This is a genomic window from Stackebrandtia albiflava, from assembly GCF_007994225.1.
GTDB lineage: Bacteria > Actinomycetota > Actinomycetes > Mycobacteriales > Micromonosporaceae > Stackebrandtia > Stackebrandtia albiflava.
This window is the reverse complement of sequence record NZ_VLLL01000006.1, coordinates 184,891-206,826: the sequence shown is the minus strand read 5'-3', so window position 1 is coordinate 206,826 and position 21,936 is coordinate 184,891. Positions and strand designations below refer to the sequence as shown.

23 protein-coding genes and 1 pseudogene are annotated in these 21,936 nt (G+C 70.1%); 16 read left to right on the top strand and 8 right to left on the bottom strand.

What is annotated here, in order from left to right:
- Positions 1–127: 127 nt before the first annotated feature.
- From LX16_RS11675 to LX16_RS11665, 3 genes are read left to right on the top strand one after another with little or no spacing between them, the layout of a single operon-like run.
- The gene (locus LX16_RS11675) at positions 128–1,282 is read left to right on the top strand and encodes a thiolase family protein (RefSeq protein ID WP_147138018.1); all 1,155 of its coding nucleotides are present in this window, start codon (positions 128–130) and stop codon (positions 1,280–1,282) included.
- Positions 1,272–1,922, top strand: coding sequence for an NUDIX hydrolase (locus LX16_RS11670; RefSeq protein WP_147138014.1), 651 nt, complete (start codon positions 1,272–1,274; stop codon positions 1,920–1,922). Before LX16_RS11675 ends, LX16_RS11670 begins: the two co-directional genes overlap by 11 nt.
- A gap of 48 nt (positions 1,923–1,970) precedes the next feature.
- Positions 1,971–2,564: a DUF1707 SHOCT-like domain-containing protein gene (locus tag LX16_RS11665; RefSeq protein WP_147138011.1), complete on the top strand. Its 594-nt coding sequence runs from the start codon at positions 1,971–1,973 to the stop codon at positions 2,562–2,564.
- Between the two features lie 62 nt (positions 2,565–2,626).
- Here LX16_RS11665 and LX16_RS11660 read toward each other — a convergent pair whose 3' ends face one another.
- The 4 genes and pseudogenes from LX16_RS11660 to LX16_RS11645 form a co-directional block, all read right to left on the bottom strand.
- Positions 2,627–3,742, bottom strand: a complete 1,116-nt coding sequence (locus tag LX16_RS11660; protein WP_158645568.1) for a phospholipase D-like domain-containing protein — start codon at positions 3,740–3,742, stop codon at positions 2,627–2,629.
- Between the two features lie 130 nt (positions 3,743–3,872).
- On the bottom strand, positions 3,873–4,397 hold the full coding sequence (locus tag LX16_RS11655; RefSeq protein ID WP_147138005.1) for a YbhB/YbcL family Raf kinase inhibitor-like protein: 525 nt from the start codon (positions 4,395–4,397) through the stop codon (positions 3,873–3,875).
- 127 nt (positions 4,398–4,524) lie between these two features.
- Positions 4,525–5,433: pseudogene (locus LX16_RS28230) on the bottom strand (serine hydrolase domain-containing protein); the annotation flags it as partial.
- Entirely contained in the window at positions 5,430–6,848 is a 1,419-nt protein-coding gene (locus LX16_RS11645) for a CCA tRNA nucleotidyltransferase (RefSeq protein WP_147138002.1), read from the bottom strand. The gene LX16_RS11645 and the pseudogene LX16_RS28230, both read right to left, overlap by 4 nt.
- A 30-nt stretch (positions 6,849–6,878) precedes the next feature.
- Here LX16_RS11645 and murJ point away from each other — a divergent pair, with 30 nt between their 5' ends.
- The 6 genes from murJ (at position 6,879) to trxA (ending at position 13,027) form a co-directional block, all read left to right on the top strand.
- Positions 6,879–8,516 carry a murein biosynthesis integral membrane protein MurJ gene (gene murJ / locus LX16_RS11640; RefSeq protein ID WP_147137999.1) on the top strand — a complete coding sequence of 546 codons (1,638 nt, stop codon included), beginning with the start codon at positions 6,879–6,881 and terminating at the stop codon, positions 8,514–8,516.
- A 231-nt stretch (positions 8,517–8,747) separates the two neighbouring features.
- Positions 8,748–10,187, top strand: a complete 1,440-nt coding sequence (locus tag LX16_RS11635) for a protein kinase family protein (RefSeq protein ID WP_158645567.1) — start codon at positions 8,748–8,750, stop codon at positions 10,185–10,187.
- Between the two features lie 13 nt (positions 10,188–10,200).
- Positions 10,201–10,833: an RNA polymerase sigma factor SigM gene (gene sigM, locus LX16_RS11630; RefSeq protein ID WP_147137993.1), complete on the top strand. Its 633-nt coding sequence runs from the start codon at positions 10,201–10,203 to the stop codon at positions 10,831–10,833.
- The gene (locus tag LX16_RS26575; protein ID WP_158645566.1) at positions 10,830–11,564 is read left to right on the top strand and encodes a hypothetical protein; all 735 of its coding nucleotides are present in this window, start codon (positions 10,830–10,832) and stop codon (positions 11,562–11,564) included. The genes sigM and LX16_RS26575 overlap by 4 nt, the downstream gene beginning before the upstream one ends.
- A 141-nt stretch (positions 11,565–11,705) precedes the next feature.
- On the top strand, positions 11,706–12,641 hold the full coding sequence (gene trxB / locus LX16_RS11620; RefSeq protein WP_211354468.1) for a thioredoxin-disulfide reductase: 936 nt from the start codon (positions 11,706–11,708) through the stop codon (positions 12,639–12,641).
- Positions 12,642–12,703: 62 nt separating this feature from the next.
- Entirely contained in the window at positions 12,704–13,027 is a 324-nt protein-coding gene (gene trxA, locus LX16_RS11615; RefSeq protein ID WP_147140698.1) for a thioredoxin, read from the top strand.
- Positions 13,028–13,080: 53 nt separating this feature from the next.
- Here the strand turns inward: trxA and LX16_RS11610 are convergent, their stop codons facing one another.
- Positions 13,081–13,725 (bottom strand): GNAT family N-acetyltransferase, encoded by a 645-nt coding sequence (locus LX16_RS11610; protein ID WP_147137987.1) that lies wholly within the window; start codon positions 13,723–13,725, stop codon positions 13,081–13,083.
- Positions 13,726–13,923: 198 nt separating this feature from the next.
- Between LX16_RS11610 and LX16_RS11605 the strand changes: the two genes are divergently transcribed.
- The gene (locus tag LX16_RS11605; protein ID WP_147137985.1) at positions 13,924–15,156 is read left to right on the top strand and encodes an aminotransferase-like domain-containing protein; all 1,233 of its coding nucleotides are present in this window, start codon (positions 13,924–13,926) and stop codon (positions 15,154–15,156) included.
- Entirely contained in the window at positions 15,153–16,130 is a 978-nt protein-coding gene (locus LX16_RS11600; RefSeq protein ID WP_147137982.1) for a D-alanine--D-alanine ligase family protein, read from the top strand. Before LX16_RS11605 ends, LX16_RS11600 begins: the two co-directional genes overlap by 4 nt.
- A gap of 25 nt (positions 16,131–16,155) precedes the next feature.
- On the opposite strand, the gene LX16_RS11595 is transcribed toward LX16_RS11600, so the two are convergent.
- From LX16_RS11595 to LX16_RS11585, 3 genes are all read right to left on the bottom strand, one after another.
- The gene (locus tag LX16_RS11595; RefSeq protein WP_211354467.1) at positions 16,156–16,608 is read right to left on the bottom strand and encodes a DUF2752 domain-containing protein; all 453 of its coding nucleotides are present in this window, start codon (positions 16,606–16,608) and stop codon (positions 16,156–16,158) included.
- A gap of 9 nt (positions 16,609–16,617) precedes the next feature.
- Positions 16,618–16,908, bottom strand: coding sequence for a CD225/dispanin family protein (locus tag LX16_RS11590; protein ID WP_147137979.1), 291 nt, complete (start codon positions 16,906–16,908; stop codon positions 16,618–16,620).
- Positions 16,909–17,155: 247 nt separating this feature from the next.
- Positions 17,156–17,437, bottom strand: coding sequence for a CD225/dispanin family protein (locus LX16_RS11585; protein WP_147137976.1), 282 nt, complete (start codon positions 17,435–17,437; stop codon positions 17,156–17,158).
- A 550-nt stretch (positions 17,438–17,987) separates the two neighbouring features.
- On the opposite strand from LX16_RS11585, the gene LX16_RS27100 reads away from it, so the two are divergent.
- The 5 genes from LX16_RS27100 (at position 17,988) to LX16_RS11560 (ending at position 21,831) form a co-directional block, all read left to right on the top strand.
- A complete protein-coding gene (locus LX16_RS27100; RefSeq protein ID WP_211354466.1) occupies positions 17,988–18,848 on the top strand; it encodes a hypothetical protein in 861 nt (286 codons plus the stop codon).
- Between the two features lie 131 nt (positions 18,849–18,979).
- Positions 18,980–19,612 carry a hypothetical protein gene (locus tag LX16_RS11575; RefSeq protein WP_147137973.1) on the top strand — a complete coding sequence of 211 codons (633 nt, stop codon included), beginning with the start codon at positions 18,980–18,982 and terminating at the stop codon, positions 19,610–19,612.
- 56 nt (positions 19,613–19,668) lie between these two features.
- Positions 19,669–20,304 carry a hypothetical protein gene (locus LX16_RS11570; protein ID WP_147137969.1) on the top strand — a complete coding sequence of 212 codons (636 nt, stop codon included), beginning with the start codon at positions 19,669–19,671 and terminating at the stop codon, positions 20,302–20,304.
- A gap of 110 nt (positions 20,305–20,414) precedes the next feature.
- Positions 20,415–21,194, top strand: coding sequence for an SDR family NAD(P)-dependent oxidoreductase (locus LX16_RS11565; RefSeq protein WP_147137967.1), 780 nt, complete (start codon positions 20,415–20,417; stop codon positions 21,192–21,194).
- A 112-nt stretch (positions 21,195–21,306) separates the two neighbouring features.
- A complete protein-coding gene (locus LX16_RS11560; RefSeq protein WP_147137964.1) occupies positions 21,307–21,831 on the top strand; it encodes an orotate phosphoribosyltransferase in 525 nt (174 codons plus the stop codon).
- The last annotated feature ends 105 nt before the right edge of the window (positions 21,832–21,936 follow it).

Here is a 21,936-nt window from a genome sequence, read left to right as displayed (position 1 = left end):
GCCCACCGGCGCGCCCGGAACGTGACGACGTGTCCGGTTCGGTCTCGGCCTGCGCCCACCCGAGGCGCGCCAGTCGCCGCCCGAGCGACTGAACCGTCGTTAAGTACCGGGCGGTATCGTCACGGACGTGGACGCCTACCTCATCGACGCGGTGCGCACCCCCTTCGGCAAACACGCCGGAGGCCTGTCGCACATCCGCCCCGACGACCTCGCCGCCCTCCCGCTCGCCCGCCTGCTGGAACGCAACCCGTGGCTGGACCCGGCCGACATCGACGACGTGATCCTCGGCGACACCAACGGAGCGGGGGAGGACAACCGCAACGTGGCCCGGATGTCGGCGCTGCTGGCCGGACTGCCGGTGTCGGTCCCCGGTGTCACCGTCAACCGGTTGTGCGCCTCGGGCGCCGAGGCCGTCGTGCAGGCCGGCCGCATGATCCGCGCCGGAGACGCCGAGACCGTGCTCGCCGGCGGGGTCGAGTCGATGAGCCGGGCCCCGTTCGTCCTTCCCCGGCCCGACCGGGCGTTCCCCCGCACCCTGGACCTCGTCGCGACGCAGGTCGGCTGGCGGTTGACGAACCCCCGGTTCGCCCCCGAATGGGTCACGTCGCTGGGTGAGTGCGCGCAGCGGGTCGCCGCCGAGTTCGGCATCGGCCGCGCCGCGCAGGACGAGTGGGCGGTGCGCAGCCACGAACTGGCCGACGCGGCGTGGCGGGCCGGCCGGTTCGACGACCGGGTGATGCCCGTCGACTCGGTGACCCGCGACGAGAGCATCCGGCCCGGAACCGACACGGCGGTGCTGGCCGGGCTGCGTCCCGCGTTCACGCCCGACGGCGCCGTGACGGCCGGCAACTCCTCACCGATCAACGACGGCGCGGCGGCGGTACTGGTGTCCGGCCAGCCCGGCGAGGCGCCGATGGGGCGACTGGTGTCCGCCGTCACCGTGGGTGTCTCCCCGGAGCGGTTCTCGATCGCCCCGGTCGACGCGGTGCGCAAGGTGCTGACCCGGTCCGGCCTCGACTTCTCCGACGTCGCCGTGTGGGAGTTCAACGAGGCGTTCGCCGCCATGGTGCTGTCCTGTCTGCACGAACTCCCCGAGGTGCCCCGCGAGCGTGTCAACATGCAGGGCGGGGCGATCGCCTTCGGACACCCACTGGGAGCGTCGGCACCGCGTATCATCATTGACCTGTGTGACCAATTGCGCCGACGGGGCGGCGGATACGGGGTGGCCGCGGCGTGCATCGGCGTCGGGCAGGGCATGGCGGTGGTGGTACATGTTGACTGAACCGAACCTGCGGCGGGTTCCCGCGGCGTTCGCGGAACGGGCGAGGGCGTTCTACCGCGACGGCGCGACCGCCGTGGAGCCGCGCCGCGCCGCGACCGTCATGGTGCTGCGCGACCTCCCCCACGTGGCGGGCGCCTGCGGCGGGATCGAGGTGTACCTGATCCGGCGGCGGCCCACCATGGCGTTCGCGGGCGGACTGTACGCGTTTCCGGGCGGCGGGGTGGATCCGGCCGACATCGACGTGCAGTCGGCGGCGCTGCGGGAGGTGCGGGAGGAGACCGGCCTGCGGCTGCGGGAACTGCACGCGTGGAGCCGGTGGATAACCCCGGAGTTCGAACCGCGCCGCTACGACACCTGGTTCTACGTGGCCCGGCAGCCCGACGACGTCCAACCGCAGGACGTCGGCGGCGAGGCCGACTGGGTGGGGTGGCTCTCGCCGGCCGAGGCGCTGCGGGACCACGGCGCCGACATGCTGCCTCCGACGGCGGTGGCGCTCAGCGAACTGTCGCGGCACCTGACCGTCGACAGTGTCCTGGCCGCCGCCGAGGAACGTGACCTCTCCCCGGTGCTGCCACGGATCCGGCTCGACGACGGCGCCGCCCGCATCTGTCTTCCCGGCGACCCGGACTATCCCGCGTGACGGTTTCACCGCTTCCGGAACGGGCCCGGTTACCGGTAGCCTGAGTACATGTCCCACGACACCCCGCCGAGGATCACCGGTGAGGTGCTCGCCTCCGACGCCGAGCGCGAGGCGACCATCGCCCGGCTGAACGTCGCGGTGTCGGAGGGCCGGTTGACCATCGACGAGTTCGGCGACCGGAGCGCGGCGGTGTACCGGGCACGGACCCGCGGCGAACTCACCCGGTGCCTGACGGGACTGCCCGAACCGGACACCGTGGTCCTCGCCGCCGACCCGTCCGCCCCCGGTGTCCGGTTGGCGCTGGGGAGCATCCGGCGGGACGGCCAGTGGCGGCTCCCCCCGGTGCACCGGATCGCCGTCACGATGGGGACCGTCAAGCTCGACCTGCGGGACGCGGCGTTCGCCGCCCGGGTCACGGACCTGTCCGTCGACGTGCGGTACGGCACGGTGAAGGTCGTCGTGCCCGCGCACGTGCGGTTGGAGGTCACCGGTTCCACCCGGGTCGGTTCCCGGCGCGCGGAGGACAATCCGCTGCCGGAGTCGATGCCGGCGATGACGGTGCGGTTGCACGTGACGACCGTCGTCGGGAGCGTGAAGGTGTACGTCGCCGACGGCGGTGACCGGCGCCGCCGGTTCTGGTGACTGCCGCCCGATCGTCGATCCGGCGGTACGCGCCCGGTCGTTGACACGTACCGCCGTCACGGTCAACCGCCGTGCGCGCGACCGTAGATCTTCTCGAAGTGGTCCTCGTAGGTCTCGGTCACCCAGGTGTTCTGGACCCGCAGGACGGCCTCGTCGTTGTCGGTCAGGGCGTGCGAGGTCAGGTTGTGGGAGCCGGTGAAGACCACCTTGCGCCATTCACCGTTGTACTTCGCGTCTATGACGATGAACTTGTGGTGCAGGTTGGTGTACCTGACCTTGGAGTTCGGGAGCGGCCCGGTCTGGACCCACTCCTGGTGGTCCTTGTACTGGGTCACGACCTTGACGTTGCAGCCCATCTCGTGGAGTTCCTCGAGCCGCCGGGCGACCGCGTCGCGTGGGCGGGTGAACAGGCTCATTGCGACCCAGATCTTCTTGTCGTCGTCACGGCAGTCGGTGACGTTGTCCAGGATCGCGACGATGTTGTCGCCGTCGGTCCGGGGGTACACGTATCCCTTGGTGGCGAGGTCTCCGGTGGCGTGCCGGTCGTCGTTGCGCCAGGTGTCGCCGTCGTGCGTCCAGCTTCCACGCTGGAGCCGGTTCCAGTAGTCGGCGTAGAAGCGCCACAGCTTGTGGTCGCCGATCACGCGGATGGAGTCGTTGTACTTGCCCATCTGGTTGGTGGTCAGGTTGGTGGAGGTGAGCACTGTGGAGTAGGTGCCGTCGATCCGGAACAGGAAGAACTTGTTGTGGTTGATCTTGTTCCCGAGGCAGGCGGCGACGCAGTGCGTCATCGTGACACCCTCGCGCTTGAACAGCCGGTAGGCCGCGGTGTCGGCCTCCTTGTTGTAGTCGTCGAGGACGACGCGGACGTCGGCACCCCGGTCGGCGGCGCCGGCCAACGCCTCGGCGACCGCGGTACGGCTCCACTTGTACATGGTGGCGCGGATGATGTCGCCGTCTCCGGCGGTGGCGGCCACCTGGACCAGGCGCTTCTCGATGACCGTGTCGGTGCCGTTCGCCCCGGGGTCGGAGAAGCAGACCTCGTAGTGGCCCTCGGCGGTGCAGCCGGCGGGCGCGGCGGCGAGACGGGCCTCGGCGTTGGCCTGCGGGGCGCTGATCAGGGTGGCGGCCACCGTTACGGCGAGTATCGCGGCGAGACCGACCCACCGGGCATTCATTCTTTTAGATTTGGCTATTCGGGGCATTCGGGGAGTGTATTGAGGCGGCGCACCCCCCCACCGGCCCACGTGAGACCCCGGCGGCGAGGCGTCACACCGCGCCGCCGGGAGTCCGGTCCGCCGCCCTGCCTCAGCGCTGGTAGACCGGTGTCACCACGGCCCGGGCGACGGTGTGGAACGTCAGGTTGAAGCCCGCGACCGCCGGTGAGGCGTCGGCGGGGACGTCGAGCGCGTCGGTGTCGAGCGCGTGCACCGCGAACAGGTAACGGTGCAGGTGATCGCCCGGTGGGGGTGCGGCACCGCCGTAACCGGCCTGCCCCATGTCGTTGCGGAGCATGAACGCACCGCCCGGCAGTTCGGCGCCCGGCTCTCCGGCACCGGTCGCCAGGTTGGTCACGTCGGCGGGCAGGTTCAGCAGTACCCAGTGCCACCAGCCGGACGCCGTCGGCGCGTCCGGGTCGAAACAGGTGACGGCGAAGCCCCGGGTCTCGGCCGGGAACCCGGACCAGGTCAACTGCGGGGAGGTGTTGCCGCCGTCGAAGGTGTGGGCGTCGGCCAGCATCTCGCCGTCGCGGATGTCGTCGGACACCACGGTGAATCCGGCCACCTTGGGCAGGAAATCGTAAGGCCACGGTGCCCTGGGACGTTCCAGCATTTCTCCTCCGTTGCGCGCGGTGGGCGATATCGGCTACCGCGCACCGTACCGGATTGACCTGACCGAAGGTGCGCACCGGATGCACCCGGTTCGTCACCAGCGCGACGGTCGTCTCGCGCGCGAAGTCCACCACCAGGGATGTCCCGGTGAACCCGGTGTGCCCGACGGCGCCGGTGAGCGGGCCGGTGTTCGCCACGTCGTCGATCCGGATCCCCAGGCCCTGGTCGAAGTCGGGCGTGTGGACGTGCCGGCGGGTCATGAGTCCGGTCGTGGCGGCGTCGAGCAGCCGGTGGGTCCGCAGCGCCTCACCGAACCGCCACAGGTCGTCGGCCGTACCGAACAGTCCGGCGTGTCCCGCCACGCCGCCCAGCGCGTGCGCCGTCTCGTCGTGGACGGTGCCCCGGACCAGTCCGCGCGGCTTGAACTCGGTGGCGGCGATCCGTTCCCGCGCCGACTCCGGCGGCCGGAAACCGGTGTCGGCGAGTCCGAGCGGTGCCGTGACCTCGCGCCGCACCAACCGGTCGAGCGGTTCGCCGGTCGCGGCCTCCAGGTACCAGCCGGTCAGGATGAACGACACGTCGGAGTACCGGTGCGCCGTACCCGGGGGCGTCTCCGGGGCCGTCGACAGGACCAGGTCGCGCCGGTCGGCGGCGGACACGTCCCGCACCGGGACACCGGCGGGCAGCCCGGCGGTGTGGGTCAGCAGGTGGCGCAGGGTGACGGTGTCGGCGGCGGTGTATCCGGGCAGGTAGTCGGCGACCGGCCGGTCCAGTCCGAGCCGCCCGGCCTGGACGAGCCGCAGCGCGGTGACCGTGGTGAACAGTTTCGTCAGCGACGCCAGGTCGAACACCGAGTCGGGCCGCACCGGCGGGCGTTCCGCCGCGACGGTGCCGTCCGCGTCGGCGTAACGGACCAGTTCGCCCACGGCCGCGCGGGCGACGGGTTCACCGGCGACACCGATCACCGCGACGGCGGCGGGGGCCTGCGCGGGCACCGCCGCACGCAGCGCTTCGCGCAGTTCCGCTTCGGCCGTCATGACCGGTCCGGGACGGCGATGTCGTGCTCCCGCGCCCAGGTGAACAGTTCGGCCTCGGCCTCCTCGCGGGTCAGCGGCCCGCGTTCGAGGCGCAGTTCCTTGAGGTGCCGCCACGCCTCGCCCACCATCCGGCCGGGCGGGATGTCCAGCAACCGCATGATCTCGTTGCCGTCGATGTCGGGCCGTACCCGCGCCAGGTCCTCGTCGGCGGCGATGCGGGCGATGCGCTCCTCCAGGGCGTCGTAGTCGGCGGCGAGCCTGGCCGCCTTCCGCCGGTTGCGGGTCGTGCAGTCCGACCGGACCAGCTTGTGCAGCCTCGGCAGGTAGGCACCGGCGTCGGTGACGTAACGCCGCACCGCCGAGTCGGTCCACTCGCCCCGGCCGTAACCGTAGAACCGCAGGTGCAGGGCGATCAGTTCACTGATCTCGGTGATGTCGTCCTTGGGGAACCGCAACGCGCGCAGTCGTTTGCGGGCCATGCGGGCGCCGACGAGTTCGTGGTGGTGGAACGTGACCCGGCCGTCCGGGCCGTGTCCCTTGGTGTCGGGTTTGCCGATGTCGTGCAGCAGTGCCGCGATCCGCAGGGTGACGTCGGGGCCGTCCTCCTCCAGGCCGATGGCGTTGCGGACGACCGTGAGGGTGTGCTCGTAGACGTCCTTGTGCTGGGCGTGCTCGTCGATCGCCATCCGCAGCGCGGGCAGTTCGGGCAGGAACCGGTCGGCGAGTCCGGTGTCCACGAGCAGCCGCAGGCCCCGGACCGGGTCGGCGGCCCCCATCAGCTTGACGAACTCGTCCCGGACCCGTTCGGCGGTGATCCGGTCGAGGTCGGCGGCCATGTCGGCCATCGCGGTGCGCACCGGCCCGTCCACCTCGAATCCGAGCTGGGCCGCGAACCTGGCCGCGCGCAGCATCCGCAGCGGGTCGTCCGCGAAGGAGTCCTGCGGCGTGCCGGGTGTGCGGATCACCTGCCTGGCGAGGTCGCCGATCCCGTCGAACGGGTCGCTGAACTCGTGGTCGGGCAGCGACACGGCCATGGCGTTGACGGTGAAGTCGCGGCGGCGCAGGTCGTCGGTGAGGTTGTCGCCGTACGCGACCTGCGGGTTGCGGCCGACCCGGTCGTAGGAGTCGGCGCGGAACGTCGTCACCTCCACCCGCTCGCCCCTGAACATGGCGCCGATGGTGCCGAAGGCGCGGCCGGTGGTCCACGTCGTGGTGCCGTGCTCCTCCAACAACGCGAGGGTCTGGTCGGGATGCGCGCTCGTGGCGAAGTCGAGGTCCTGGCTTCCACGGCGCAGGATCGCGTCGCGGACGGGGCCGCCCACCAGATGCAGCTCATGGCCCGCCCGCGTGAACACCTCACCGAGAGCGTCGGCCACTGGGGGGACGGTGATTCGGGTTCCGATACGGTCTGACATCGATCGGAAAGCTTATCGGAAGGCGTCGGCGTGACTGAGACGAAAGCGTCCCCACCGAGTCTGGCGCGCCACGGCGTGATCATGGCCGCCGGTTCCCTGGTGTCGCGGATCACCGGGTTCCTCCGGAACGTCGTGATCGGCGCGGCGCTGGGCGCCACGGTGCTGGGCAACGCCTACACAACGGCGCAGTACTTCCCGCAGATGCTGTACGAGTTGCTGATGGGCGGCGTGCTGACCAGCGTCGTCGTCCCGTTGATCGTCAAGGCCCGTAACCGGGACCTCGACGGCGGCGAGGCGTACACGCAGCGGCTCCTGACGCTCGCCGTGACGTTCCTGGCGCTGGCGACGGTGTGCATCGTCGCCGCCGCGCCGTGGCTGACGACGCTGGCGACCGAGGAGAACCACGAACTGGTCACCCGGTTGAGCTACTTCATGCTCCCGGCGATCTTCTTCTACGGCCTGTGCGCGCTGCTCCAGGCGGTGCTCAACACCCGTGAGCACTTCGCCGCGCCGATGTGGGCGCCGATCCTCAACAACATCGTGATCATCGTGGTCGGCGCGGTGTTCTTCGCGATGTACACCTCGAACGCGGCCACCAGCGACGCCATCACCGGTGGCAGAGTCACGACCGACATGGTGCTGGTGCTGGGCCTGGGGACGCTCGCGGGCATCGTCGTGCAGTCGCTCGCGTTGTGGCCGGCGATCCGGAAGGTCGGCTTCCGGTGGCGGTGGCGCTGGGACCTGCGGCATCTCGGCCTGGGTGAGATCGGGCGGCTGGGCGGCTGGATCCTGTTGTACGTCGGCCTGAACCAGGTCGCGATGATGGTGCTGATCCGGTTGGCCAACATGGCGTTCGACAACGCCGAGCCGGGTGTGGCGACCCCCGGGCCGATCAACTACAACAACGCGTACCTGATCATGATGATGGCGCACGGCATCATCGCGGTGTCGATCATCACGGCGCTCATGCCCCGGTTGTCGCAGGCGGCCTCGGAGGGCCGGTTCGGCGCCGTGGCCGCGAACCTCTCCTCGGGCACCCGACTATCCACTCTGGCTCTGGTGCCGATCACGACGGTGTACATCGTGCTGGGCACGCCGTTGTCGGTGCTGCTGTTCAACTGGGCCAACTTCGACTTCGAGAGCGCCGCCGCCACCGGTGTCATCGTCGCGGTCGCGGGCCTGGCGTTGCTGCCGTTCGCGATCAGCCAGTTGCAGACCTTCGCGTTCTACGCCATGACCGACGCCAAGACCGTCGCGCTGATCAACATCCCGGTCGTCGCGGTCCGGGTCGGGGCCTGCGTCCTGGCGTACCTGCTGCTGCCGCCGCAGTACGTCGTCGCCGGACTGATGGGGGGCCTGGGCCTGTCGTTCGTGGTGACGGTGATCCTGTCGACGGTGTACCTGCGCCGCCGGGTGGGCCTGCTGGGCATGAACCGGATCGTGTGGACCTGGGTCCGGCAGTTGATCGCCGGTGCCGTCGCCGGGCTAGCCGGTTACGGTGCGCTGCAACTGCTTCCGAGCGCGGAGGCGAGCAAGCCGGTGCTCATCGGGGTGCTGGCCGGGGTCGGCGCGCTGATCCTGGTCGTGTACTTCGCGGTCGCGTTCCTGCTGCGCATCTCGGAGATCACCGACATGGCCGGGATGGTGCGCGCGAAACTCGGGCGCTGACGACCACGACCACCACAACGCGACGGTGACGTCACGTTCGGTGGTATCGCGACGTCGGCGGGCCGGTGGCACGGTCGGAGGACACGACTGGCCGCGGCGACCGTGATCCGACTACTCTGAAACCTGCGTGCCGCCCGGATTCCGGCTGCGGCACGGTCAGACCGGCCTGCGTCGCAGACCGCCGGCGAAGAACGCCGAAGCACCGACCGGATGGAGGATGACGTGGCAGGGGTGGCTACTCCTTCGATAGGAGACCTGCTCGCCGACCGTTACAGCCTGGCCGCGCACATCAACGACGACTCCTCGGGACGCCAGGTGTGGCGCGGGATGGACGTCCTGTTGAACCGTCCGGTCACTGTGGTGCTTCGCATCCCCGGCGGCGACGCCGCCGAGGAGATGCTCGCCGCCGCCGTGGCCGCGAGCCGGGTGAACCATCCCAACATCGTCGGCGTCTACGACGCCGTCGACCAGGGTGACTGCGCGTACGTGGTCAGGGAGTGGGTCGAGGGACAGTCGTTGCGGGACGCGATCTCCGCGACCGCGTTGGAAGTCGTCGACGTCGTGGAGATCGTGCAGTGCGTGGCGGCGGCGGTGGCGGCCGTCCACGCGACCGGTGTCGCACACGGCAACATCCACCCGGGCACGGTGCTGCTGTCCACCGACGACCGTGCCGTGTTGGCCGATCCCCGTGCCGACGCCACCGCCACCCAGGTGGGAGACGTGCGCGCACTCGGCGCGACCCTCTACTGTGCTCTCACCGGCGGCTGGCCCCGCACCGTGCCGGGCCCGGTGTCGCTTCCCGACGGTCCGGTCGACGCCGGCGGCGACCCGCTCCCGGTGTCGCAGGTGCGCGACGACGTCCCGGAACGCCTCGACACCCTCGTCTCGGAGCTGCTGTCGGCGCAGATCGCGCCGCCCTCGGCGGCGGACCTGTCCACGGAACTGTCCCGGCTGGCGCGCATCGCCGACGACAGCACCGGCGCCCTCGCCCTCGTGACCCCCGATCCCGACCGGCCGCAACCGCCGCTGCCGCCCCGCTCGATGCGGAAGCGGCTCCTGGTGGGCGCCGGCGCGTTGGTCGGACTCGCGATCGCCGGACTCATCGCCGCGATGGTGCTGATCCCCGGTGAACAGCCCACCGACCCCGGTGAGACCGCGCAGAACCAGACCGGCGAGGAGGCGGGACAGGAGGACGACACCCCCGCCGAACCGACCCGCCTCGAACTCTCCCCCGACCGGATAACGGTCGTCGATCCCGACGACGGCGACGACAGCGCCCGGCAGAACCCCGGGTTCGTCGTCGACGGCGACGGCGGCACCGCCTGGAAGACCAGCGTCTACAAGCAGGTCGACTGGGGAGGTTTCAAGGAGGGCATGGGCCTGTTGATCGACCTCGGTGAGGAACACGAGGTCGCCACGGTCAACCTGCGGATGTCGGTGTCCGGCACGACCGTCGGCGTCTACGTCGGTGACCCCGGGATGCCGGGCACCACACCGGAACTGACGGTCATCGCCGAGGCGCAGGACGACGCGGGGGAGTCGGTCACCTTCACCCCCGTCACCGACGCGCCCGCGACCAGGTACCTGCTGGTGTGGTGCTCGGTCCCGGCCGAACTCGGATTCGAGCAGTACCAGTGGACCGTCACCGAGATCGAGGTGTTCGCCCGCTGATGTCCGGTGCGCCATGAACGACTTGGAGTCGCTGTCCGATCCGGAGCTGCTGCGCCGGCACGTGATCGACGGTGACCGGGACGCGTTCGGCGAACTGTTCCGGCGTCACCGGGAGCGGCTGTGGGCGGTGGCGCTGCGCACCCTCTCCGACCCCGAGGAGGCCGCCGACGCGTTGCAGGACGCCATGGTGAACGCGTACCGGTCGGCGGCCAAGTTCCGGGGCGACGCCGCCGTCACCACCTGGCTGCACCGCATCGTGGTCAACGCCTGCCTGGACCGGATCCGGCGCCGGCAGGCCAGACCCGCCATACCCATGTCGGACCGGCTGCCGGAACCGGCGCCGCCGGAGGGCAGACCGGACCAGGCCGACGTCCTCGCGGTACGGGACGCGCTGGCCCGGCTCAGCTTCGAACACCGCGCGGTGGTGGTGTACGTGGACATGCTGGGTTACCCGGTGGCCGACGTCGCGGCGATCCTGGAGATCCCCACCGGCACCGTCAAGAGCCGCGCGTCGAGAGCCCGGTCACAACTGGCCGCTTTGCTGGCGGAACCGGGGAACCGGCCCGGCACCGGTGCCGTCCCATCCACGGGGCGTACCGACTCGCGCCAGGGGACCGCCCGAACCGGAGAGGAGGGGACGAGATGACCACGCCGGTGACACCACCACCCGACGGCCGGGACGCCCGCCTCCGCGACCGGTTGGCCGCCGCCTCGGCCGACTACGAGGCACTGCCCACCGCCGTGGCCGACCGGCTCGACAGGGTGCTGGCGGAGCTGCCGCCGCTGGAGGCGCCGCAGACCGACCGGCCCGCGCCCGCGCGTCCCCGCCCGTGGTGGCGGCGACGCCTCGCACTGGCCTCGGCCGCCGGCACCGGTACGGCCGTCATCGTCGCGGCACTGTTCCTGGCGACCCAGCCGTTGCAGACCGGCGGCGCGGAGGACGCGGCCGAGCCCGCCCTCGAACGGGAGGAGTCCGCCGCGTCCGAGCCGGAGGCGGGCGCACCGGAGGGCGGTGAGGACACCCCGCTCGGCACGCAGGGCGAGCCCGGCTACGTGGTCACCTACTCGGGCCACGACTACGCCCCCGGGCAGGACATGGAGTTCGCGCTGGCCGCGACCGGCGACGTCTCGGTCAAGGGCCTCGACCCCGGCCTGCAGGTGATCGCCGCCGACCCGGACGCGTTGACCGGTTGTGTCTCCGCCGTGGAACGCTACTTCGGTGGGACCGCCGTGGCCGTGGACTTCGGCACCTTCGAGGACTCCCCCGCCGTCGTGGTCGTCGTCTCCTCCGTGACCGGCGGCGGCACGATCGCCGCGCAGGGGCCGGGCTGCGCCGACGGCACGCTCGACCTCTACCACTCGCAGTCGTTCGCCTGACCGGGAACCGCGCTCCCTCGCACCGGCCGCGGCGCCGGTGTGGTGCGTTCACAATCACGGTGGCGTGGGCCGCGCCCCGGAATGCCCGTCCGTACCATGACGTTGACGATGGCGACGCACCGCGCCAGCACGCTAAGGAGCATGTCAGTGACCGAGATCCGCAACGTGATCATCATTGGTTCGGGCCCGGCCGGGTACACGGCCGCGCTCTACACCGCCCGCGCGAACCTGCGCCCGCTGGTGATCGAGGGGGCCGAATCGGGTGGCGCGTTGATGACCACGACCGACGTGGAGAACTTCCCCGGTTTCGCCGACGGCATCATGGGGCCGGACCTCATGGACAACATGCGTAAGCAGGCGGAACGGTTCGGTGCGGAGCTGCTGACCGACGACGTGACCAAGGTCGAACTCACCGGCGACGTCAAGACCGTCTGGGTCGGTGACACCGTCTTCAAGGCCCACGCCGTCATCCTGGCCACCGGTTCGGCCTGGCGTCCGCTCGGCGTGCCCGGCGAGAAGGAACTGCTGGGACACGGCGTCTCGGCGTGCGCCACCTGTGACGGGTTCTTCTTCAAGGGCCAGGACATCGTCGTGGTCGGCGGCGGCGACTCCGCGATGGAGGAGGCCACGTTCCTGACCAAGTTCGCCGAGTCGGTGACGATCGTGCACCGCCGCGACGAGTTCCGGGCCAGCAAGATCATGGCCGACCGCGCCCTGGCGAACCCGAAGATCAAGGTCCGCTGGAACAGCGTCGTCGACGAGGTCCTCGGCGAGGGCAAGGTCTCGGGCGTCCGGCTGCGCGACACCGTCACCGGTGAGAGCGAGACCGTACCGGTCACGGGTGTGTTCGTCGCCATCGGGCACGACCCGCGCAGCGGGCTGTTCTCGGAGCAGGTCGACACTGACGAGGGCGGTTACGTCCTCGTGGAGGCCCCCAGCACCCGTACCAGCCTCCCGGGCGTGTTCGCCGCGGGCGACCTGGTGGACCACACGTACCAGCAGGCCATCACCGCGGCCGGCACCGGCTGCGCCGCGGCGCTGGACGCGGAACGTTACGTCACCGCGATCGAGAGCTGAGACCTCGTCTCAGCCGCATCGCCCACCCCAAGACACGACAACTACAACCGAGGGACATGACCATGGGAGCTACCAAGGCGGTCACCGACGCCACCTTCAGCCAGGAAGTGCTCCAGGCGGACGGCCCGGTACTGGTCGACTTCTGGGCCGAATGGTGCGGCCCGTGCCGCAAGGTCTCACCGATCCTGGAGGAGTTGGCCACCGAGCTGGCCGGCCGGGTGTCGGTGGTGAAGGTCGACACCGACGGCAACCCCGAGATCACACGTAAGTACCAGGTGTTGAGCGTTCCCACCCTGATGCTGTTCAACGGCGGCGAGCCCGTCGGCAGCATCGTGGGCGCCAAGCCCAAGGGCGACATCCGCAAGCTCATGGAGAGCGCCGCCTGAACGAAACGAGGGTGGCCCCGGCGAAACCGCCGGGGCCACCCTCGTTTCGTGTGTCAGGAGACGACCGACTGCCGTGCCCGCCGCTGCGGCGCGACGTCCAGCGACACGGTCGACAACCAGCGTTCCACCTCGTCCTCCAGCGCCCCCGCACCGGCGCCCCAACCGGGCAGCACCCGCAGGTCCAGCCGCAGTCTCGGGTAGTGCGGATGCGGCGCCACGGTCTTGAACCCCACCGCGCGCAGGAATCCGGCGGGCGCGACGCAGGCACCCGACTCGCCGCGGTTGTCCCCGAACGCCTCCAGCGCCCGCACCCCCCGCTTCGCCAGGTCCTCGGCCGACGCGCGCACCAGCAGCCTGCCCAGGCCGGTGTCCGCGAACTCCGGGATCACGTGCGCCGTCATCAACAGCGCCGCGTCCGGCGAGGCGGGACCGGTCGGGAAGTCGGCCGCGCGGGGCACGTAACGGGCGGCAGCGTAACTGATGTAACCGGCGGGCATCCCGTCGATGTACGCGATCTTGCCGCAACCGCCCCACTCCAGCAGGGTGCCCGACAACCAGGCTTCCTTGTCCAGCATTGAACTCTCGGCCGCCATCGCGGCCTCGCACTCCGGTGACAGCTCCCAGAACACACACCCCCGGCACCGCTGCGGCAGGTCCTTGAGCGTGTCGAGCGTCAAACTCCCCATTCGTCGCGACACGCCGCAATCCTAGACCCGAATCCGGTGCGACGTAACCGTCCTCTCACTTTCCGTGCCGACTGTTTCGCGTAAGGCTCCGCCACCTGCGGTGTCACGGCACGGGAGTGCCGTATGCCGGGAAACCCGGGCGGCGACGACTGCGCCGCCGAGTACGCTGGCATGACTTCGGAGTCCATCGGCGCAGCGCGGGAGGTAACCGTGTCCGGAACGACACTCGACGACTACACCGACCGTTACGCGGCACGCATCCACGGGATGGCCCAGTCGGAGATCCGGGCACTCTTCGCCGTCGCGAGCCGGCCCGAGGTGGTGTCCCTCGCCGGCGGAAACCCCGACACCACCGCGCTTCCCATGGCCGAACTGGGCGACATGTTCGCGCAGCTGTTGCGCGACAACGGTCCCGCCGCCATGTTGTACTGCCCCGGGCAGGGCGACACCAGGTTGCGCGAGGAGATCTGCCGGGTCATGGCCTCGACCGGTATCGCCGCCGCGTCACCGGACGACGTCGTCGTCACCGTCGGCGCGCAGCAGGGACTGAGCCTGCTCGCGACCGTGTTCCTCGACCCCGGCGACATCGTGCTCGCCGAGGGACCCACGTACGTGGGCGCGCTGGGCGTGTTCCAGGCCGCGCAGGCGCGGGTCCGGCACGTGACCATGGACGCGGAAGGCCTGATCCCGGAGGCCCTGGAGGCCGCGATCGCCGAGTCCGACACGCCACCGAAGTTCCTCTACACGGTGCCGACGTACCAGAACCCGACCGGTGTCACACTCACCGACCGGCGACGCGCCGCCGTCCTCGATATCTGCGACCGGCACGGACTGCTGATCGTGGAGGACGATCCGTACGGAATGCTCGCCTTCGACGGCGAACCGCCCGCGCCGTTGCGCGCCCGCACCGACGACGGCGTGTTCTACCTGGGCACCTTCTCGAAGACCTTCGCGGCGGGGCTGCGCGTCGGCTGGGTCCTCGCCCCGCCGGCGGTGCGTGACAAGCTCGTCCTGGCGTCGGAGTCGCAGATCCTGTGCCCCAGCGCGTTCACCCAGGCCGCCGTGACCCGGTACCTGTCGACGATGCCGTGGCGGCAACAGGTCAAGGTGTTCCGCACCCTCTACCAGGAACGACGCGACACCATGCTGGCCTGCCTCGCCGAATCGATGCCCGCGGGCATGACGTGGACCCGGCCCGGCGGCGGACTCTTCGTGTGGGCGGACCTGCCGCACGGCATCGACTCCAAGGCGATGCTGCCGCAGGCGCTCGCCGAACGGGTCGCCTACGTGCCCGGCACAGGTTTCCACGCCGACGGCGGCGGAACCGGCCAGATGCGGCTCAACTTCTCGTTCCCCACCTCGGAACGCATCCGGGAGGGCGTCCGGCGGCTCGCCGGGGTGATCGACGCGGCGACCCGGCTACGGGATACCTTCACCGCATGACCGAGTCTGTGGCACCGGAACTCGACGAGGCCCGGGTGGTGGTGCTGGCCGGCGGCCTGTCCTACGAACGCGACGTGTCACTGCGGTCGGGTCGCCGCATCACCGACGCCCTCACCCGGGTCGGTGTCGCCGCCGAACTCCGCGACGTCGACGACTCGTTGATCCCCTCCCTGGTCGCCGATCCGCCCGACGCCGTCGTGTTCGCACTGCACGGACACATCGGAGAGGACGGTTCGCTGCGGTCGGTGCTCGACCTGATCGGCGTGCCCTACGTGGGACCGGACGCGGCCGCCGCGCGCCGCGCCTGGGACAAGCCGGCGGCCAAGGCGGTACTCGCGGCGGCCGGAATCCCCACGCCCGAATGGATCACCCTGCCACGCGACATGTTCACCGACCTCGGCGCCGGGCCGCTGCTGGAACGCATCGCCGACCGGTGGGGGCTGCCGTTGGCGGTGAAACCGGCGTCGGGCGGCTCCGGGCTGGGCGTACACCTGGTGCGGCGCACCGCGGACCTGCCCGCCGCCATGATCGGCTGCTTCGCGTACGGGGACGAGGCACTGGTGGAGCGGTTCGCACCGGGTGTGGACGTGGCGGTGGGGATCGTGTCGGGACCGGAGGGTCCGATCACGTTGCCCGCCGTCGAGATCGCCCCCAACAGCGGCGACTACGACTACGCCGCCCGGTACAACCCCGGCGCGACCACCTGGCACGTGCCGGCGAGGCTCGACGAGGCCGTCGCCGAGGAGGTGCGGCGTACCGCGCTCGCGGCGTACCACGCGCTCGGCCTGGGCGACCTGTCCCGGATCGACCTCATCGTGCCGGAGAGCGGGCCGCCGCAGGTGTTGGAGGCCAACGTCGTCCCGGGCATGACCGAGACCTCGCTGTTCCCGATGGCGGTCGAGGCGGCGGGACTGGACGTCGGCGTGATGCTCGCCGGCCTGGTGCGGCGGGTGCTGCACCGCCGCGTCGCCTGAGCCGGGAGCGTCCCCCGCCATCCCCCTAGGGCGCGATGCCGTACGGGGCCAGGATCGCGGCGAACGGCAGGTTCCTGGTCAGCCAGAATCCGAGGATGAGGACCAGGAACGCCCAGATCCACGCCGGATGGGCGAGGTTCCTCCGCAGTGGTCTGCCGAGCAGTCGTTCACCCGCCCACCGGAAGTAGTAGAACGCCGCCAGGGGCAACATGACCAGGACGGTCAGCAGGTTCAGCCGCAGCGCGGTGCCGAGGTCCAGGTGGGCGAGGGCGTGGATCGCCCGCAGCGAACCGCATCCGGGGCAGTAGTAGCCGGTCATCGCCAGGAACGGGCACGTCGGGTAGTTCCCGGGCGCGTTCGGGTCGTTGAGGCCGACGAACACCACCGTGGCCGTGGCCACGGCGAGCACACCCGCCGGCTCCAACAGTGGGAACCGTTGGCGCCAGCGGGTGGCGGCGGCGTCGATCGCGGTGAACAATCTGGTCCGTTAGAGGGTCGCGCCGTAGCCGAACAGGGCGACGGCGCCGACCGCGTAGAGCACGATCCACAGCACGTACCAGCCGATGCCGACGGCGAACGCGATCGTCATCCACTTCTTGGCCTGCTTGGACGCCTCCTGCGCACCCGCGTAGTCACCGGCCTGCCAGAGCTGGTTGACCTTGTTGGCCTGGATGATGGCGGGGATCGCGAACGGCCAGCAGCAGAAGATCGACACGATCGAGGCCGCGAGGTAGTTGGACGGCGGGGTGCCGCCGGCGTGGGGCTGAGAGTAGGCCATTGGGGAGTTCCTCCGTTGTGGGCGGCATGGGGACGCCGTCCGGGTGAATGGGCTGGTGTGACAGTTGTCGGCTTAACGGTTTACCACAGTCGATCAAGACTGATGATCGATAAACCGTCGGCTACCGGTGGACGAACGGACGGTGATCGAATCCGATCGGTCGCTCCCGCACCCCGGCCGCTCCGAATCATCCGGCATGCCGTTACCGGTGCGCGACCGGGTGCCGTCGGCGGGCCGCCGTACCGGTTCACCAGGCGCTATCGGGCACCCTGGACAGGAGCACCACGATGATCGCGACCAGTCCCAGTGCCACCGAGGTGATCAGCCAGCCCTTCGCGAGCGCGGAGTAGCGGCGGGCGTCCTCGTGGTGACCGGCGGCGTGGGTTCCCTCCACTTTGGCCGCGTACACGATGGCGACGATTCCCGGTATCAGGCAACAGAACAACGTGGCGATGATGGCGGGAGCCAGATAGGTGGGAGGGGCCGGCGGTCCGATCGGACGCTGGAGTCGGTCCATGGGTGTGGACATGGGATACCTCGGGCACGGTGAGGGGGTCGGGTGGATGCGTGCCGGGCAGCCGTGGGACGACGAGTATCACCCGTCACGCCGGAAGCGCGCTTCGCGGGTTCCGTTGTGCCGGTGGACAGACCGGCCCCGGATGTCCATGATGGCGGTCGCCGGACGGCCCCGGAGTGCGACGTGAACGTAACGATTCGGCGTCCGGAGGGCCTCGATGTGGTGATGACCGGACGGCCGACCTTAAATCACACATAAATCCCGATTCGCCATCGGTTCGCGCGGGCTCCCGTGCCCACGGCGCGCGTGGGCGGCGGCCGGGTTCCGGTGTTGGTCCGGCGGCTGGTCACGCGCGGTCGTCACCGTTCCGGAAACCCCTTGCCCGTACCGCTGTGCACCGGCGGTACGGTCCACTGTGCGGGATGTCGGTGGTGGCCCGTAGAGTGCCCGTGCGGACTACTCGCCGGTACCGGGTGGTCGCCGAATGGGGCGATGCCCGCTGACGGGTGGTCGAGTAACCTGTCGTTTCGACACCTCAGTATCGCAGCCAGGAGGGCGCGACATGTCTTACCCACCACAGCCTGGCGGCTACGGTCAGCAGCAGCCTGATCCCTACGGGCAGCAGCCCGGCTACGGCCAACAGCCCGGTTACGGTCAGCAACAACCCGACCCCTACGGGCAGCAGCCCGGCTACGGCCAACAGCCGGGGTACGGCCAGCAGCCCGGCTACGGTCAACAGCCCGACCCGTACGGACAGCAACCGGTGACCGGTGTACCCGCGTCCCCCGCGTACGGCCAGCCGGTGACCGGCGTGCCGTCCTCGCCGGCGTACGGCCAGCCGGGATACGGAGGCGGCTACGGTGCTCCCGCGCAGGGGCCCGGCGAGCGTCCCCAGAAGGTCACCCTCGGTGCCATGATGACGCTCGGCATGGCCGCACTGACGTTGATCGCGGCGATCGTCGGTTTCGTCGGCGAGGCCACCCTCAACGCCAACATGGAGGAGTGGTACTCCGAGAACGGCCTGGGCTCCTACCCGGAGACGAGTAGCTTCTCCGGGTTCACCAACTTCATCAACCTGCTGTGGATGATCGGCTTCGTCGTCATCGCGCTGCTCCTGCTGCGCGGCTTCAACGGCGCCCGGATCGCCGCCTTCATCGTCCACGGCCTCGTCATCGCGTGCTCCGGTGTCGCGCTCATCGCCTACGCCGGCGTCGGCGCGATGATGGAGACCCTCGAATCACAGGCCGCCGCCGTCGGCACCACGGCGCCCGAGATCATCCCCGGTTGGTACATGCCGGTCGGCATCATCCTGTCGCTGCTGCAGATGGTGGTCCCGATCGTCGCGGTCGTCATGCTCGCCAACCGCGAATCCGGCGAGTGGTTCAAGCTCAGCGGACAGGCGCGCGCCGCGGGCCTCTCCTGACGAGACACGTCCGGGCCGCCGCCGTCCTCACCGGACGGCGGCGGCCCTTCGCGCCTCACCGTAACGGTGCGGCGCCTCGCGTCTCACCGTTACGGTGAGATGGCAGCCACCACGTTCACGGAGACGGCACGATGACCTACCCTCCCCCGCAGGACCCGCACTCACCGCAGTACCCGCAGGGCCAGTACGGTCCCGGTTACTCCCCGCCGGGGCAGCACCCCGCCTCCGGTGTCCCGGTGTCGCCGTACGCGCAACCGGCCTACACGTCGCCGGCGTACCCGCCGGGATACGCACCCGCCCCGCCGGTCGTGACGGAACGGCCGACGGTCGTGACCGCCGCCGGCATCGCCATCCTGGTGACCGTGGCGCTGTCACTGTTCACGGTGGCGCTGGCGTTCACGAGCATCCCGATGATGAACGACGAGGACCGCGGCATCGCGTTGTGGGTGGGTGTCGTCTTCCTGATCACCGGCATCGGTTTCGTGGCCCTGGCGCTGGGCGTGCTGCGGGGCCGGCAGGGCGTCCGCATCACCGCGATCGTGGTCTACGCGCTCTTCCTCATGATGAACATCTGCGTGAGTTTCGTCCTGGGAGTCGCCCTCAGCGAGACCGAGGGCGAACCGTGGCAGGCCGTGACGGCGACCGTGTTGGTGTTCCTGCTGTGCGTGATCGACATCCTGATCATCGTGCTGCTGTCGCTGACCCCGGCGAACCGCTGGTTCAGCGCCCTCAGTGCCGCCCGCCGGGCGGGGACCCTGCGCTGACCACCGGCGCTCCGCGGCGGGACCCGGCCCGCCACCCGATCGGGTAGCGTTCCAGCATGTCCGATCAACCGATCGATCCGGTGCCCTACGAACCGGAGGGGTACGTCACCCCGGAGCCCCCCGCCCGCCCCTCGACCGTCACCGCCGCCGGTTGGTCGCAGTACGCGATCGCGGCGCTCGCCGTGGTGTCGACGGTGTTGAGCGTCGTCGTCACCCTCGACTACATGGACCGGCTGGAGTCCGCCCTCTCCGACGTCCCGTCGGTCACGCCCCAGGACCTCGAACTCATCATCCAGTTCAGCACCGTACTGGCGATCGGCGTGTCGGTGGTGTCGCTGCTGTTCGCCGCCGTCGTCGGCCTGATGGGTCTGTTCGTCATGCGGGGCAAGAACTGGGCGCGCGTCACCACGTGGGTACTGGCCGGTATCGGGCTCGCCTGCGGGATCTGCTCGGGACTGGCGATGCCGTTCAACCAGACCACCCAGGTCACCGGCGGCGACGAGTTCACCAGGGCTCTCAACGAGGTCGTCAACCAGGTGACCGTCCCCGGCTGGTTCACCGCCCTGAGCATCGTCACCACCGTGCTCAGTACCATCCTGTACCTGGTGGTGATCGTGCTGTTGGCGCTCCCGGCCTCCAACCCGTTCTTCCGAAGGCAACCGCCGCAGCCGGTCGGGCTGCCGCCGGTCTGACCCGGCCGGACTCATGTGGAGGATCGGGGGTATGCCTCCACACGGGCCGGCGACCCGCCGCCGCAACGACCCCACGGTATTCGTACACAGGACCGGAGCGAAGGGCAGACATGACGACCGCGCTGATCACCGGAGGGACCGCCGGACTGGGTGCCGCGTTCGCCCGGCATCTCGCCGCCGAGGGCCACGACCTGGTCCTGGTGGCGCGTGACCTCTCCCGCCTGGAGCGGGTGGCCGCGATGCTGTCGGAACGGCACGCGGTACGGGTGCGGCCACTCGCCGCGGACCTGTCGACCGACGAGGGCTGCGAGGCCGCCGCCGAGGCGGCGGCCGAGGTGGACGTGTTGGTGAACAACGCGGGCATCAGTCTCGGTAAGGGCTTCCCTTCGGCGGGCCTCGAGGGGGAGGAACGGTTGCTCGACCTCAACGTGCGCGCGGTGCTGCGGTTGACCCACGCCGCCTTCCCGGAGATGGCCAGGCGGGGCGGCGGCACCATCGTCAACGTGTCCTCGGTGGCGGGCTTCGGCGCGACGATGCCCGGTTCCACCTACAACGCGACGAAGGCGTGGGTCACCTCGTTCAGCGAGTCGATCGGCTTGTCGGGCCGGGGCCAGGGTGTCCGGGTCATGGCGTTGTGCCCGGGTTTCGTGCGGACCGAGTTCCACGCCAGCGCGGAGATCCCGACCGACGACATTCCGCAGTGGATGTGGCTGGACGCCGACGCGGTGGTCGAGGCGGGGATGCGGGATCTGAGGCTGGGCAAGCTCATCAGTGTGCCGTCGGTGCGATACAAACTCATTGTGTCGGCAATCCGACACATGCCGTTGGGGATGCTGGGCCGGATCACCTCCCGGATGGCCGCCATTTCGGCCAGGGGGCAGATCCGCTGATCAGCCATAATATTCGCGACTTTCGATTGAATGTGTTCCTCCCCACACGAGCGTAATCACAAGCTGACACTCCGGGGGGATGGGCCGGTGTGGCGTGTCGTAGGCTCACTGCGTGTCCGACCGGGACGAATTGCTTGCACTCATCGATGAATTGGCCGTCGTGCGCGGCCGTGTCGTGCTGTCCAGTGGCAGGGAGGCCGACTACTACGTCGACCTGCGCCGTGTGACGCTGCACCACCGTGCCGCGCCCCTGGTGGGACGCGTGATGGCGGAACTGACGGCGGACTGGGACTACTCCGCCGTGGGGGGCCTGACGCTGGGAGCGGACCCGGTCGCCACCGCCATGCTGCACCACTCGCCGCGCCCGCTCGACGCCTTCGTGGTCCGCAAGGCGGGCAAGGCGCACGGGCTGCAACGCCGCATCGAGGGCCCCGACGTCGCGGGGCGCCGCGTCCTGGCAGTCGAGGACACCTCCACGACGGGAGGTAGTGTGTTGACGGCCGTCGATGCGCTACGGGAGGCGGGGGCCGACCCGGTGGGAGTCGCGGTGATCGTCGACCGCGGCGCGGGTGACGCGGTACGTGACGCTGGTTACGAATACCGTGCGGCATTCACCAGCAAAGATCTACAATTGTAAAACAATCGAGGAACCCGATATACCTCGATGTCTCGCCCCCTCACTGGAAGCACGCACAGTCCGTAGTGATATAAATACTAATCGATAGTCTTGGTGAGAGGATGA